Origin of the sequence: Streptococcus oralis (assembly GCF_021497885.1) — a bacterium.
Classification (GTDB): Bacteria; Bacillota; Bacilli; order Lactobacillales; family Streptococcaceae; genus Streptococcus; species Streptococcus oralis_BQ.
Window position 1 is genome coordinate 402,351 of record NZ_CP046523.1, and the last position, 14,380, is coordinate 416,730.

At 42.5% G+C, this 14,380-nt stretch carries 15 protein-coding genes; all 15 read left to right on the plus strand.

The window, feature by feature from the left end; translation table 11 throughout:
• Window positions 1–91 precede the first annotated feature (91 nt).
• The 15 genes from GOM48_RS01955 (at window position 92) to GOM48_RS02025 (ending at window position 14,318) form a co-directional block, all read left to right on the plus strand.
• Window positions 92–871, plus strand: a complete 780-nt coding sequence (locus tag GOM48_RS01955) for a hypothetical protein (RefSeq protein WP_007517765.1) — start codon at window positions 92–94, stop codon at window positions 869–871.
• Window positions 872–952: 81 nt separating this feature from the next.
• The gene (locus tag GOM48_RS01960; RefSeq protein ID WP_235098032.1) at window positions 953–1,354 is read left to right on the plus strand and encodes a YbgA family protein; all 402 of its coding nucleotides are present in this window, start codon (window positions 953–955) and stop codon (window positions 1,352–1,354) included.
• Window positions 1,338–1,703 (plus strand): TIGR02328 family protein, encoded by a 366-nt coding sequence (locus tag GOM48_RS01965; protein WP_235098034.1) that lies wholly within the window; start codon window positions 1,338–1,340, stop codon window positions 1,701–1,703. Before GOM48_RS01960 ends, GOM48_RS01965 begins: the two co-directional genes overlap by 17 nt.
• Window positions 1,704–1,859: 156 nt before the next feature.
• Window positions 1,860–2,225 carry a type II toxin-antitoxin system RelE/ParE family toxin gene (locus GOM48_RS01970; RefSeq protein WP_235098036.1) on the plus strand — a complete coding sequence of 122 codons (366 nt, stop codon included), beginning with the start codon at window positions 1,860–1,862 and terminating at the stop codon, window positions 2,223–2,225.
• A complete protein-coding gene (locus tag GOM48_RS01975; protein ID WP_049504738.1) occupies window positions 2,215–2,508 on the plus strand; it encodes a helix-turn-helix domain-containing protein in 294 nt (97 codons plus the stop codon). The genes GOM48_RS01970 and GOM48_RS01975 overlap by 11 nt, the downstream gene beginning before the upstream one ends.
• A 353-nt stretch (window positions 2,509–2,861) precedes the next feature.
• The gene (gene metE / locus GOM48_RS01980) at window positions 2,862–5,111 is read left to right on the plus strand and encodes a 5-methyltetrahydropteroyltriglutamate--homocysteine S-methyltransferase (protein WP_235098038.1); all 2,250 of its coding nucleotides are present in this window, start codon (window positions 2,862–2,864) and stop codon (window positions 5,109–5,111) included.
• Window positions 5,112–5,205: 94 nt separating this feature from the next.
• Complete coding sequence (gene metF, locus GOM48_RS01985) at window positions 5,206–6,072, plus strand: methylenetetrahydrofolate reductase [NAD(P)H] (protein WP_235098040.1); 867 nt, start codon at window positions 5,206–5,208, stop codon at window positions 6,070–6,072.
• 609 nt (window positions 6,073–6,681) lie between these two features.
• A complete protein-coding gene (gene pnp, locus GOM48_RS01990) occupies window positions 6,682–8,895 on the plus strand; it encodes a polyribonucleotide nucleotidyltransferase (RefSeq protein ID WP_235098042.1) in 2,214 nt (737 codons plus the stop codon).
• A gap of 15 nt (window positions 8,896–8,910) precedes the next feature.
• Window positions 8,911–9,528 carry a serine O-acetyltransferase gene (cysE, locus tag GOM48_RS01995; RefSeq protein ID WP_235098043.1) on the plus strand — a complete coding sequence of 206 codons (618 nt, stop codon included), beginning with the start codon at window positions 8,911–8,913 and terminating at the stop codon, window positions 9,526–9,528.
• A gap of 11 nt (window positions 9,529–9,539) precedes the next feature.
• A complete protein-coding gene (locus tag GOM48_RS02000) occupies window positions 9,540–10,406 on the plus strand; it encodes a GNAT family N-acetyltransferase (RefSeq protein WP_235098046.1) in 867 nt (288 codons plus the stop codon).
• Window positions 10,407–10,410: 4 nt separating this feature from the next.
• Window positions 10,411–11,175, plus strand: a complete 765-nt coding sequence (locus tag GOM48_RS02005; protein WP_235098048.1) for a nucleoside phosphorylase — start codon at window positions 10,411–10,413, stop codon at window positions 11,173–11,175.
• A gap of 8 nt (window positions 11,176–11,183) precedes the next feature.
• A complete protein-coding gene (locus GOM48_RS02010) occupies window positions 11,184–11,705 on the plus strand; it encodes a dihydrofolate reductase family protein (RefSeq protein WP_000301974.1) in 522 nt (173 codons plus the stop codon).
• 17 nt (window positions 11,706–11,722) lie between these two features.
• A complete protein-coding gene (cysS, locus tag GOM48_RS02015) occupies window positions 11,723–13,066 on the plus strand; it encodes a cysteine--tRNA ligase (protein WP_235098050.1) in 1,344 nt (447 codons plus the stop codon).
• Entirely contained in the window at window positions 13,059–13,445 is a 387-nt protein-coding gene (locus tag GOM48_RS02020; RefSeq protein ID WP_000567912.1) for a Mini-ribonuclease 3, read from the plus strand. The genes cysS and GOM48_RS02020 overlap by 8 nt, the downstream gene beginning before the upstream one ends.
• Window positions 13,446–13,448: 3 nt before the next feature.
• On the plus strand, window positions 13,449–14,318 hold the full coding sequence (locus GOM48_RS02025) for a helix-turn-helix domain-containing protein (RefSeq protein WP_235098051.1): 870 nt from the start codon (window positions 13,449–13,451) through the stop codon (window positions 14,316–14,318).
• The last annotated feature ends 62 nt before the right edge of the window (window positions 14,319–14,380 follow it).

The following is a 14,380-nucleotide window of genomic DNA, read 5'->3' on the forward strand; positions in this document are numbered from 1 at the left end:
CATACCAGAAGCTGATGCTGAGCTTAAAAAGTGTTTGAAGGAATTTAAAAGTTGATGAGAAAAACAAGGATATAGCAAAGGAAGTGTGCTTATGAAGTCAAATGAAAATGAAGAAAATCAAACAAGTGTAGGAATAACATTGACCTCACGTCATGAATTTAGTAGTGATAAAGATGAATTGGCTTGGGATTTTTATCTCAAATATTATGGAGAATTTTTGTTTAAAAATGAGGAAGAAAAGTTCATTTTCAAGCATGGAAGTAGGAAAATACAAGTTAACGGAGATGTATCTTTTAACATAGTTCCTACATCATTTGATGGAAAGCGTAGGTTATACGAGTCGATATTAAATGAGACAAATGTTTCGGATGTATTGAAAGATTCTCTTGAAGTCATGCGTTATTCTCCAATGAACATCAGTATTTTACCTATGAAAGGTGCTTTAAATAACACAAAAAAATCTTTAGGGAATGATCGATTTGATACTTTTGCTTATTTTATGAATCAATATTATGATGGTTTTAAAACCCCTATTATTAATGCTGGTTCTCAAAATATGTTTATTAAAAATCGATTGGAGTTGCAGAATTTTTTAGATAGCTATAACTGTGCTTCGGAGTTCTTTGCAGATATCTATGGTATTGATGAAACATTTGTTAACGAATTGATAGAATCAAGTAAGTCTCCAATAATAAATAGAGAAGACTACTGTAATTACATGAGATTAGCTTGTAAGTATTGGGAGTTGAGACTAAAACAGAAGAAAATTAAGAATTACTTAGATAGTAGTATGATTAAAAACTATCAAGATCATTTGAATACCATTTTAAACGAGATTGAAATACTAGAAAATAGTATTAATAAGCAATAAAGCATACTTCAAGAGTCTACTTTATAGGACTGTTACTTTGTTTCCATATTTCCTGGAAACTGATAGAAAAAAAGGAGAAAGATGGAAACTAACCAAAAATACCAATGCCAACAACTCTGGGCTAGAAATAAATACCTCGTTTTGAGCCATTCCAGCAATATTTACAATGAGATTCGCCAATACTTGAAGAATGAACAAGTGGAGCTGAGTCAGGTTCAAGAGATGATTGACCGTGCCTGTCAAATCCCAGAACACAGGGGTCAGGTTTGCAATGCCTTTCAGCATATTTGGGGCTATTTCAAAAAGAAAGCGACAGATGCCGAGCGTAAGGACTATATGCTCTTGCTGGATCGCTACCGCTTTGCTCAAGCTTCCAAGGAAGACTTGATCGCTAAAACTCGAGACTTGCTTGAACGCTATCCCAATACCTACTTGCAACATTCGACCTTACTGAAAGGAGACTCCCATGAGACTTTGGCATGAGGATTTGATTTCACAACTTCCCCGTCCACAACTTTTAGGGCAACATCGAGAGTGCTGTGCCCTGCGTGGCAATGGCTGGGGCAGAAAGCATGCGACGGTAGACTATGTCTTTACCCACTCGCCCTATCGTCTCTATGCCTATCATCGCTTGATCATGGAGGAGATGGCTAACCGTGGCTATAATGTCAGTCCAGAGTGGCTGGACAAGAACTACCGTGGTAAGACCTGTCCTTCCTATGAAAACTTAGCAGAAGAAAAGCTGAAAAGTCCTATCTATAGCGAACATGATGCTGCCTACTATGAGGAGTGTCTGGCTAATCTTCGTGAGAAAGGGATTGAGCTGAAGTAAGAGTCAGGATTGGCTCCACATTATAACTCTTCTCGTAATTTTTTCGAATAATAAAGATGAGACCTTTAGAATGATTCTAAGGTCTTCTTTTTATGAGTATTAGGATTTACTTTCAATAACTTTTGAGTTATAATTGAATTAGAAAGAGGTTGCTTGGTGCACACGATTTACTTCTATAAGGACAAAAATGGAAATGAGCCAGTCTTGGATTATATGAGAGAATTGGCTAGTCAGAAAAGTAAGGATAGCCGCATCAAACTCAATAAACTAAATGACTATATCGAGTTGCTTAGTCAGTATGGGACTAGAGCAGGTGAACCCTATATCAAACATTCGGAAGATGAGATTTGGGAGCTTAGACCTCTTAGGGATAGGATATTATTTGTGGCTTGGCTTGATGGGAGTTTCGTTCTCTTACATCATTTTGCCAAAAAGACTCAGAAAACTCCTAGGAGAGAGATTGAAAAAGCCAAGCGTGAACTGAAGAACATAAAAGAAAGAGGGTTAAGTGATGAAGAATAGTGCTATTGGAAGTAATTGGAAAGATATCAGGTCTGAACTCTTTACCAAGGAGGAAATCCTTGAAAGTGATATGCGAGTGGCTATCATGAGCGAGCTGATTGAGGCTAGGCATGAGCAAGGTATCAGTCAGAAAAAACTAGAAGAACTCAGTGGAGTGAGCCAGCCTGTTATAGCTAGAATGGAAACAGGAAAGACTAGTCCTCAGTTGGATACGGTCTTAAAAGTCTTAGCCAGTTTGGGCAAGACACTGGCAGTTGTCCCCCTAGAACAGGAAAAAGGTTGATAGGGATGAAATAACTTGGTTTGCTAAAATCATCCACTGGATAATTTTACCTCCCGTCCGCACTTTTTAAGGGAAATATCAAAATTACCAAAGGATAACTAACTTATAGTCTTTTCTAATAGCAAGCCATAGTCACTGATGAGAATCATCAATAGCTCGTTTGAGCATTCCAACTAAAATACAGCCACAAGACAAGCTATACAAAGGATTTGAGACACTGGTCTCAAGTCCTTTTCTTTTGTTTAAAAGAGAGATATAGTTTCAAACTATATCAAAGCCTAATTATTTACAATTATACAGACAGTTTCTTTTCTGTTAAGATAGTTTCAACAACAAATTTTGGAGGACACATCATGTCAACTACGATCATCGGTTTCCCTCGTTTGGGTGAATTCCGCGAATTAAAATTTACAACTGAAAAATACTTTAGAAAAGAAATCTCAGAAGAAGAACTCTTGGCAGCGGCTAAAGAATTGCGCGCGAAACACTGGAACATTGTCAAAGAAAAAGGCATCACTGAAATTCCATCAAATGACTTTTCTCACTATGACAACTTCCTAGATGCAGCTTTCCTTTTCAACGTAGTACCTGCTTCAGTTCAAAACTTGGACTTGTCTGAGCTTGAGCGCTACTTTGCTTTGGGTCGTGGTTACCAAGGAGAAAAAGGGGATGTGCGTGCCCTTCCGATGAAGAAATGGTTCAACACCAACTACCACTACATCGTGCCTAAATTTGAAAAAGACACTCAAGTTAAACTTGCAGGTCACAAGATTTTCGATGAGTTCCAAGAAGCCAAAGAACTTGGTCTCAACACTCGTCCAGTCCTTGTAGGGCCATTCACTTTCCTTCAATTGTCAGACTTTGAAGAAGGCGTGAAAGCAGAAGACTTCGTAGATAGCTTTGTAGCTGCCTACCAAGAAGTCTTTGCTAAATTGGCTGAACTTGGTGCAACTCGTATCCAACTCGACGAAGCTGCTCTTGTCAAAGACTTGACAGCTGAAGAAAAAGCTCTCTTCTTGAACCTCTACAACAAGCTCTTGGCTGACAAAAAAGGTCTTGAAGTCTTGCTTCAAACTTACTTCGGTGATGTTCGTGATGTCTACGCTGACCTTGTGAACTTGCCAGTTGATGCCATTGGTCTTGACTTCGTTGAAGGTAAGAAAACTCTTGAACTCGTTAAAGGTGGCTTCCCAGCTGACAAGACTCTCTATGCAGGTATCGTCAATGGTAAAAACATCTGGCGTAACAACTACGAAAAGAGCTTGGCTGTTCTTGAGCAAATCCCAGCTGAAAACATCGTATTGACAAGTTCATGCTCACTTCTTCATGTGCCATTTACAACAGCTAACGAAGAATTTGAACCAGCTATCTTGAACCACTTTGCCTTTGCGGTTGAAAAATTGGAAGAACTTCGTGACTTGGATGCTATCCGCAATGGTCAAGGTGCAGAAGCTCTTGCAGCTAACAAAGAACTCTTTGCGACTGAGCGTGTGGGTGAAAATGCAGAACTTCGTGCGCGTATCGCTGGTTTGACAGATGCTGACTACACTCGTTTGCCAGCCTTTGCTGAACGTGAAGCTATCCAAGAAGAAGCCTTCAAACTTCCAGCACTTCCAACAACAACCATCGGTTCATTCCCTCAAACTAAGGAAGTTCGTGCCAAACGTTTGGCTTACCGTAAAGGTGAATTGTCACAAGAAGAATACGATGCTTTCCTTGCTGAAACCATCGACGAATGGATCAAATGGCAAGAAGAAGTTGGATTTGACGTGCTGGTACACGGTGAGTTCGAGCGTAACGACATGGTTGAGTACTTCGGTCAAAACTTGTCAGGATACCTCTTCTCTAAGAATGGTTGGGTACAATCATACGGTATGCGTGGGGTGAAACCACCAATCATCTGGGGTGATGTCACTCGTCTCAACCCAATCACTGTCAAATGGTCTAGCTATGCTCAAAGTCGTACAGACAAACCTGTTAAGGGTATGTTGACTGGACCTGTTACCATCCTCAACTGGTCATTCCCACGTGAAGACATCTCGATCAAGGATTCTACTCTTCAAATCGCTCTAGCCATCAAGGATGAAGTTCTTGACCTTGAAGCTGCAGGTGTGAAAATCATCCAAATCGACGAGGCTGCTCTTCGTGAGAAATTGCCACTCCGTCGTAGCGACTGGTACGAAGACTACCTTGACTGGGCAATCCCTGCCTTCCGCTTGGTACACTCTACAGTAGCGCCAGATACTCAAATCCACACTCACATGTGTTACTCAGAATTTACAGATATCATCCCAGCTATCGACAACATGGATGCAGATGTGATTTCCTTTGAAGCAAGCCGTTCAAACCTTGAAATCTTGGACGAACTCAAAGCGAAAAACTTCCAAACAGAAGTGGGACCTGGGGTTTACGATATCCACTCTCCTCGTGTGCCAAATGAAGGCGAAATCGACCACACGATTGATGCTATTCTTGCCAAAGTTCCAAGCAAGAAAGTTTGGATCAACCCTGACTGTGGTTTGAAAACACGCGGTATTCCAGAAACAAAAGAAAGCTTGATCCGCCTTGTCGAAGCAGCAAAAGCTGCGCGTGAGAAATTGTAAGATAAGATTTCTCTCTTGACCCTGACTGATCAAGGAACTGCTTAGCCCTAGCTGGCTCAGCAATCATGAAATCAAAAAGAAAAGGATAAGGACTATGTCACGCCAAACGCCGTCACTTTCATTTGAAGTGTTCCCTCCAAACCCAGCAGTGGGTAATGATAAAATTATTTCAGCCTTGCAGGATATGCGGGAGCTGACACCACACTTTATCAGTGTGACTGCCAGCAATAATAAATTTAATATCAAGGAAACAACGGTTCGTTTGGCTGACTTTATCCAGAATGACTTGGCGATTCCAACCATTGCCCACTTGCCAGCTATCTATCTGACCAAGGAGAAGGTTGCAGAGACACTTGCGGACTTGGACAAGGTTGGGGTACAGAAAATCTTGGCCCTGCGTGGGGATATTATCCCTGATGTGGAACCACAAAAGGATTTCCGCTACGCAACGGACTTGATCGAGTTCATCAAGGAACAAGCCCCTCACTTTGATATTATTGGAGCTTGTTATCCTGAAGGGCATCCTGACTCGCCAAACCAGATCTCAGATATTCAAAATCTCAAGAAGAAAGTGGATGCAGGCTGTTCAAGCCTTGTAACGCAACTTTTCTTTGACAATGAGCGCTTCTACGATTTCCAAGACAAGTGTACCTTGGCAGGGATTGATGTTCCTATTCATGCGGGGATCATGCCTATTCTTAACCGTAACCAAGCACTTCGTCTTTTGAAGACTTGTGAGAATATCCACCTTCCACGTAAATTTAAGGCCATCTTAGACAAGTATGAGCATGACCCTGAGTCACTCAGAGCAACAGGACTTGCCTATGCAGTGGATCAGATCGTGGACTTGGTAACCCAGGATGTCGCTGGTGTGCATCTCTACACCATGAACAATGCTGAAACAGCAAAATACATCCATCAAGCAACTCATGCCTTGTTTAATCATCAGTCTCTAGGATAATAAAAAGCAAACCATTCTTCTCAAGCGAGGGGGATGGTTCCTTTTTAATAGAAAAGCCCGCACTTTTTAAGAAAAATATGATAAAATAGACTCTGTACGTACTTGATACAAAGATGAGGGTATTGAAGTTTTAAAAGCTTTCCAAATTCTCAACTTTATAAAAGAAATTTTCCATAATTTGTTCTTTTTAGCATTTAGTTGAAGCGACACGAACGAGTCAAATCGATATTATTTGACGAGAGAGTTAGTAAAGCATTTAGCTAATCGTCTGATAGCGATTAGCGTAAAAGGATTAGATGCTTTAGCATCAAACCTTTCTAATGATTTGTATCTTGAGTAATTGAACCCAGCCGAAAAGCTGTGTAAAAAAGATAAACTGTCTTGTCTTCATCGAAGACTTCGTCAGTTTCCTATTTTTACTTTGCTTTTTGCGGCCTTAGTATCTTGATAGTTGAACACGGGCTAAATCCCTAGTGAAAAAGATAGATTTCCTGGTGTGCATCGCACAACTGCGTCAATCTCCTATTTTCATACGGGATTCTTTACGCCCTTTGTATCCTGATCTTTGTAGGCAAGGCGTATAATATAATTAATCCAAAGGGGATTTTAATGACAAAACAAGTGTTTCAAACGACTTTTGCGGGTCGTGAGTTAATTGTAGAGACTGGTCAGGTTGCTAAGCAAGCAAATGGCTCTGTTGTCGTGCGTTACGGTGAGTCGACTGTTTTGACTGCAGCCGTGATGTCTAAGAAGATGGCAACTGGGGATTTCTTCCCACTTCAAGTCAACTACGAAGAAAAAATGTATGCGGCTGGGAAATTTCCTGGTGGCTTTATGAAACGTGAAGGACGTCCTTCAACAGATGCGACTTTGACAGCGCGTTTGATTGACCGTCCAATCCGTCCAATGTTTGCGGAAGGTTTCCGTAACGAAGTGCAAGTCATCAATACGGTTCTTTCTTACGATGAAAATGCATCTGCACCAATGGCAGCTATGTTTGGTTCATCCTTGGCACTTTCTATCTCAGACATCCCGTTTGACGGACCAATCGCTGGGGTACAAGTGGGTTATGTAGATGGCCAAATCATCATCAACCCTACTCAAGAACAAGCAGAGCAATCTCTTCTTGAATTGACAGTAGCAGGAACTAAACATGCCATCAACATGGTAGAGTCTGGTGCCAAAGAATTGTCAGAAGAAATCATGTTGGAAGCCCTTCTGAAAGGACACGAAGCTGTCAAAGAATTGATTGTCTTCCAAGAAGAAATCGTTGCTGCTGTCGGTAAGGAAAAAGCAGAAGTGGAATTGCTTCATGTAAATGCTGAATTGCAGGCTGAAATCATTTCAGCCTACAACAGCGACCTTCAAAAAGCGGTTCAAGTAGAAGAAAAATTGGCTCGTGAAGCTGCAACTCAAGCAGTTAAGGACCAAGTGACTGCTGTTTATGAAGAAAAATATGCAGACCACGAAGAATTTGACCGTATCATGCGTGATGTGGCTGAAATCTTGGAACAAATGGAACACGCTGAAGTGCGCCGTTTGATCACGGAAGACAAGGTTCGTCCTGACGGTCGTAAGGTCGATGAAATTCGTCCTTTGGATGCAGTTGTTGACTTCCTTCCTCGTGTGCACGGTTCAGGTCTCTTTACTCGTGGACAAACTCAGGCTCTTTCAGTCTTGACCTTAGCTCCGATGGGAGAAACGCAAATCATCGATGGTTTGGACCCAGAGTATAAGAAACGCTTTATGCATCACTATAACTTCCCTCAATACTCTGTCGGGGAAACTGGTCGTTATGGTGCGCCAGGTCGTCGAGAGATCGGTCACGGTGCTCTCGGTGAGCGTGCTCTTGCTCAAGTCTTGCCAAGTTTGGAAGAATTCCCATACGCTATCCGCTTGGTAGCAGAAGTTTTGGAATCAAACGGTTCTTCATCTCAAGCCTCTATCTGTGCGGGAACGCTTGCCCTTATGGCTGGTGGTGTGCCAATCAAGGCGCCAGTAGCAGGGATTGCCATGGGTCTCATCTCAGACGGAAATAACTACACAGTATTGACAGATATCCAAGGTTTGGAAGACCACTTTGGAGATATGGACTTTAAGGTTGCTGGTACTCGTGACGGGATTACAGCTCTTCAAATGGATATCAAGATTCAAGGAATTACTGCTGAAATCTTGACAGAAGCCCTTGCTCAAGCCAAGAAAGCGCGTTTTGAAATCCTTGATGTGATTGAAGCGACTATTCCTGAAGTTCGTCCAGAATTGGCTCCAACTGCACCGAAAATTGATACCATCAAGATTGATGTGGACAAGATTAAGATTGTCATCGGTAAAGGTGGAGAAACCATCGACAAGATTATCGCTGAAACAGGTGTTAAGATTGATATCGACGAAGAAGGAAATGTATCTATCTACTCTAGCGACCAAGATGCCATTAACCGTACCAAAGAAATCATTGCTGGCTTGGTTCGTGAAGCCAAAGTAGATGAAGTTTACCATGCTAAGGTTGTTCGTATCGAGAAATTCGGTGCCTTTGTCAATCTCTTTGATAAGACAGATGCACTTGTGCACATTTCTGAAATGGCTTGGACTCGTACCAACCGTGTCGAAGACTTGGTAGCTATCGGTGATGAAGTCGACGTTAAGGTTATCAAGATTGATGAAAAAGGCCGTATCGATGCCTCTATGAAAGCTCTTCTTCCTCGTCCGCCAAAACCAGAACACGATGAAAAAGGTGAAAAGGCTGAACGTCCTCACCGTCCACGTCATCACAAGGACCACAAACCTAAGAAAGAAGTTACAGAAACACCAAAAGATTCAGAATAAGAAAAGGAGAAATGTATGGGATGGTGGCGCGAAACCATTGATATTGTAAAAGAAAATGATCCAGCGGCACGCAACAGTTTGGAAGTTTTGCTGACTTATCCAGGTGTCAAGGCCTTAGCTGCTCACCGTCTCTCGCATTTTCTCTGGAATCATGGCTTCAAACTCCTAGCTCGGATGCACAGTCAGTTTTGGCGCTTTTGGACCCAAATCGAGATTCATCCGGGTGCCCAGATTGACTCAGGTGTTTTTATCGACCACGGTTCAGGATTGGTGATTGGAGAGACAGCGATTGTTGAAAAAGGCGTTCTTCTCTATCACGGAGTGACTCTTGGTGGAACAGGGAAGGATGTTGGCAAACGCCATCCGACTGTGCGTAAAGGAGCTCTCATATCAGCCCATGCCCAAGTCATCGGACCAGTGGAAATCGGTGAAAATGCCAAAGTCGGTGCTGCTGCAGTAGTCGTGGCAGACGTACCTAGTGATGTAACGGTTGTCGGAATCCCAGCTAAGATCGTCCGAGTTCATGGACAGAAGGATGAACCAACGATCCATGAAGTCGAAGAAAAACGAGAGTACTATGTCAATAAACTAGAGCAGGCTAGAGAAGCCAGTCACAGATCGTCGGGGTTGTAGAGGATACCTATATGATTCAAGCAAGAAATAAGTTGAGCCAAGAAGAGTTATTTGAAGCGAAAAAACTAATTGACTGTTGCCAAGCCTATGATGGAACTTATCGTGCTCCTTATCTCTCTAACATGCTTAATTTTGACCCAAACATGCCCGCCTTTTTCCTTTATTATGAAAAAGGCGAACTTGTTGGTCTATTAACTGTCTATGCGGATGACCAAGATGTGGAAGTGACGATACTGGTTCATCCAAATTATCGCCGTCAGGGAATTGCGCGTGCTTTGTTTACGAGTTTTGAGAAAGAAACGGCTTCTTTCCCTATTCGTTCAGTTACTTTTCAGACAGAACGTATTTTTCTAGAGCATCATCCTGATTTTGTCAGCAACTGGGGATTGGTCGAGGATGAAAATACAGAAACCTGGTTAGGTAAGGATAGAAGACCTTATCCGTTAGCAAAACTTTCCAATCTTGAAGTTTTGTTAGCAGATAGTTCATATCAGGAGCAAATTAGCCAGTTAAAATTTCAGGCATTTTCAGAGGAGCATGAATCGAGAGAAGTTGCGGATAGATATGTTGCTGAAGCTCTAAAAGATCCAGAAAGTCGCCTATATATTTTATTAAAAAACGGTCAGGTTATTGGAACTTGCACGGTAGATTTATCGACTAATACGAATTACCTCTATGGTTTGGCAATATCGGAACCTGAACGTGGAAAAGGCTATGGAAGCTATTTAGCAAAATCCCTAGTCAACCAACTGATTGAGCAAAATGATAAGGAATTTCAGATTGCAGTAGAGGACAGCAACGTAGGTGCCAAGCGCTTGTATGAAAAAATCGGCTTTGTCAAACAGACACAGGTAGTTTATCTGAATGAGAAAGAGTAGAAAAATGCTATTAGAAGAATTCGAAAATGTACCTGCTGTTATCGAACCAACTGATCGAAGTATTCGTGGTGGTGGAGAAATCTGTGACACGATTATTTTATCTTTTAATGGAGAAATCGTAGAACGAGTAAAGAAGTTTGAAGATGTTTATGAAGGTGGATATCTAACCAATCTAAATGGCAGACTTCCATGGTATATCTATGAAAAAGATGGGAGTAAGGTAGCCGTTGCTATAGCTACGATTGGAGCCCCGATGGTTGTTGGACTCTTAGAAGAACTCAAAGCAAGAGGATTTAAGAACTTCATCATTCTAGGTTCTTGTGGCGTTTTGGATCGCTCAATTGAGGCGGACAAGATTATCCTGCCGGCTGCTGCTTTGCGAGATGAAGGCACTAGCTACCACTATGCCCCACCGGGTGATGAAGTCGCTTATGACGAGTCTCTGTTAGTTAAGCTTGAAGCTATCTTTGACAAGTACGATATTGAGCATATCCGCACCAAGTCTTGGACCACAGATGCTTTCTATCGGGAAACGCCTGATAAGGTCAAGCGTCGCTTAGCTGCTGGGGCTCAAGTGGTGGACATGGAAGCTTCAGCTATCATGGCTTGGAGTCAATTCCGCAAGAGCAAGGTCTATCAATTCTTCTACACAGCTGACTATGTGGATCATCATAACCGAACCTGGGATGCCCGCCATGAAGAGCGGACAGCTGATGCCATGACTTTTTTCACTATCGCTTTGACAATAGCAAAGGAACTAGAAAGGTAACTACAAGAATGGCAGTATATTTTTACGGCTGTATCACCATGGATGGCTACTTGGCAGACAGCCAGCACAGGATAGACTGGCTGCATCAGCTTGGTTCTGTAGAGGATACAGGCTATGATGACTTTTACAGGCAAATGGATATCACCATCATGGGCAAGCGGACCTTTGAGGAAATTCAGGATTTGCAAGATGTAGAAAGTTTTTATCAAGCTACGGAAAACTATGTCTTTACGCATGATAGACACCTGCCTGTCAGCAATTACCAGCCAGTAGCTGGGGATGTGGTGGATTTTGTTCACCAGATTGACAAAGGCAAAAATGTCTTTGTGATTGGTGGTAATTCCTTGGTAGGACCGCTCTTGGATGCGGATCTTTTCGACCACCTCATTATTCAGATAGCGCCCCTTATCCTAGGAAAGGGGGTTCCCCTCTTTACCCAAGAGGAAGGGCAGCGCTTTTACCAACTGGATAGCCTCAGACAATTTGGCCCTTTTGCAGAGCTGGTTTTCAGCCGAAAAAGTCAGAAATAGAGAAGGGAGTGGACCGCATGATTAAAATTTACGACACCATGTCTCGTGATTTGCGAGAATTTGTCCCAATCGAGGACGGCAAGATCAAGATGTATGTTTGTGGGCCAACTGTATACAACTATATCCATGTCGGCAATGCCCGCTCAACAGTAGCCTTTGATACCATTCGTCGCTACTTTGAATACCGTGGCTACGAAGTTGCCTATATTTCCAATTTCACGGATGTGGATGATAAGATTATCAACCGTGCCAAGGAAGAAGGCATCACGCCACAGGAGGTTGCGGACAAGTACATTGCTGCCTTTCGTGAAGACGTGACAGCCTTAGGCGTCAAACCTGCTACTCGCCATCCACGTGTAGTTGAGTTTATGGATGACATCATTCGTTTTGTCGCTGACTTGATTGAAAAAGGTTATGCTTATGAGAGTCAAGGGGATGTTTACTTCCGTGTAGAAAAATCACATAACTATGCTAAATTGGCCAATAAAACCTTAGAAGATTTGGAGCTAGGTGCTTCAGGTCGTACCGATGAAGAAACGGCTCGCAAGGAAAATCCTGTAGACTTTGCCCTTTGGAAAGCTGCAAAACCAGGCGAGATTTCTTGGGAAAGTCCTTGGGGACCTGGTCGTCCGGGTTGGCATATCGAGTGTTCGGTCATGTCGACAGAGATTTTGGGCGATACCATTGATATCCACGGTGGGGGAGCAGATCTGGAGTTTCCGCATCACACCAATGAAATTGCCCAGTCTGAAGCCAAAACAGGCAAGACCTTTGCCAACTACTGGATGCACAATGGCTTTGTCAATATCGACAATGTTAAGATGTCTAAATCCTTGGGGAATTTCATTACAGTCCATGATGCCCTTAAGACCATTGATGGTCAAGTATTGCGTTTCTTCTTTGCGACTCAACATTACCGTAAGCCTATCAACTTTACGGAAAAAGCAGTGCATGATGCAGAGACAAATCTTAAGTATCTAAAGAACACTTACGAGCAACCATTTTCTGGAACGGTAGACGCTCAAGAGTTGCAGAACTTTAAAGATAAGTTTGTAGCAGCCATGGATGAGGACTTTAACTCTGCCAACGGTATTACAGTTGTCTTTGAAATGGCCAAATGGATCAACTCCGGCAACTATGATACAAGTGTTAAGGAAGCTCTTGCGGCTATGTTAGAGGTCTTTGGGATTGTCTTTGTTGAGGAAGTTTTGGATGTAGAGATTGAAGCCTTAATCCAAAAACGCCAAGAAGCGCGTGCGAATCGTGATTTTGCGACAGCAGACCAAATCCGTGACCAATTGGCTGCTCAAGGGATTAAGCTCCTTGACACCAAAGATGGAGTGAGGTGGACTCGTGATTGATGTCAATCTTATTAATGGGATTGCGCTAGCTTTTGAGGGAGATGCGGTTTATTCCATGTATATTCGTCGCCATCTCATCCTTAAAGGCATGACCAAACCCAACAAGCTCCACCAAGAGGCAACTAAGTATGTGTCAGCCAAGGCTCAGGCTCGCCTGATTGCCCTCATGTTGGAGGAGCAAGTCTTGACGGAAAAAGAAGAAGAAATCTACAAACGAGGTCGCAATACCAATAGCCATACAAAGGCTAAAAATGCAGATGTGGTGACCTATCGCATGTCTACAGGTTTTGAAGCAGTGATGGGCTATCTCCATCTGACTGAAAATGTGGAGCGTCTAGAGACCCTAATTTCTTGGTGCATCCAAAAAGTGGAGGGCTAGGATATGATTGCAAAGGAATTACAAGACTGGTTTCCTGAGGCTCAGATTTCAGATCAGCCGATTGAGAAACCAGGCTATCTCACCCTCCCTTTAGCTTCTCAGCAGTGGATTATGCTGGAGGAATCTGTGCTCAGCGAGCGTGAAAAGCAGCTGGTTGCCCTTTTGACCCAACAAGAGCAGGCTTGTTCGCACAATCCTTGGTATCCCTATCTGATTGAAGGGAAGGGACAGGCACCGCAAGCTTTCAAAAAGATTCAATTGGTTTATTGTCATCTTTCCTATTTCCAACAGGAAAATCTAGCCTCTTGGCTAGACATGATGCGGACTCTTTTTCCCAACTGCCAAACAGTGCTACAGGTCGGTGCTCAGGATTATATATTTGTGCTTCAACAAGATAAGTACACCTCTGTTCGCTCAATCTTATCTGATACGATTGAAGCAGTGGAGTATGACTTTGGTCTTCGTCTGTCTATCATGTTAGGACAGGTTTGGTCACAGGCTGGGTATCATGCTCTGTCAGATTTAATCCAAGCAGAGCGAGACTTGTTTAAGACTTGGTGGCGTCAGGGGCATCAAGGTGTTCACACTTTTTCACAGCTCTATCTTTGGAGTATGGGAGAAAGAAGTGTGAATCTCAAAGTTATCAAAGAATTCCTACACCAGATGATTTTAGAACAAGATCAGATACAGGAAATTATTCTTTCTCTCTGGGACAACAGTGCTGTCTTAACTAAAACAGCCCAGCAACTCTATCTGCACCGCAATTCTCTCCAATACAAGATTGATAAATGGGAAGAATTGACAGGGCTACAGTTGAAGGAATTGACCGACCTGACCTTGTGTTATCAGTTGATTTTACCAGATATTCTTTAAAGTTTTGTGCAAGTTGCACAGAACTTTTTTATTTTTTTGGTCACCTTGCCATAGAAATATAA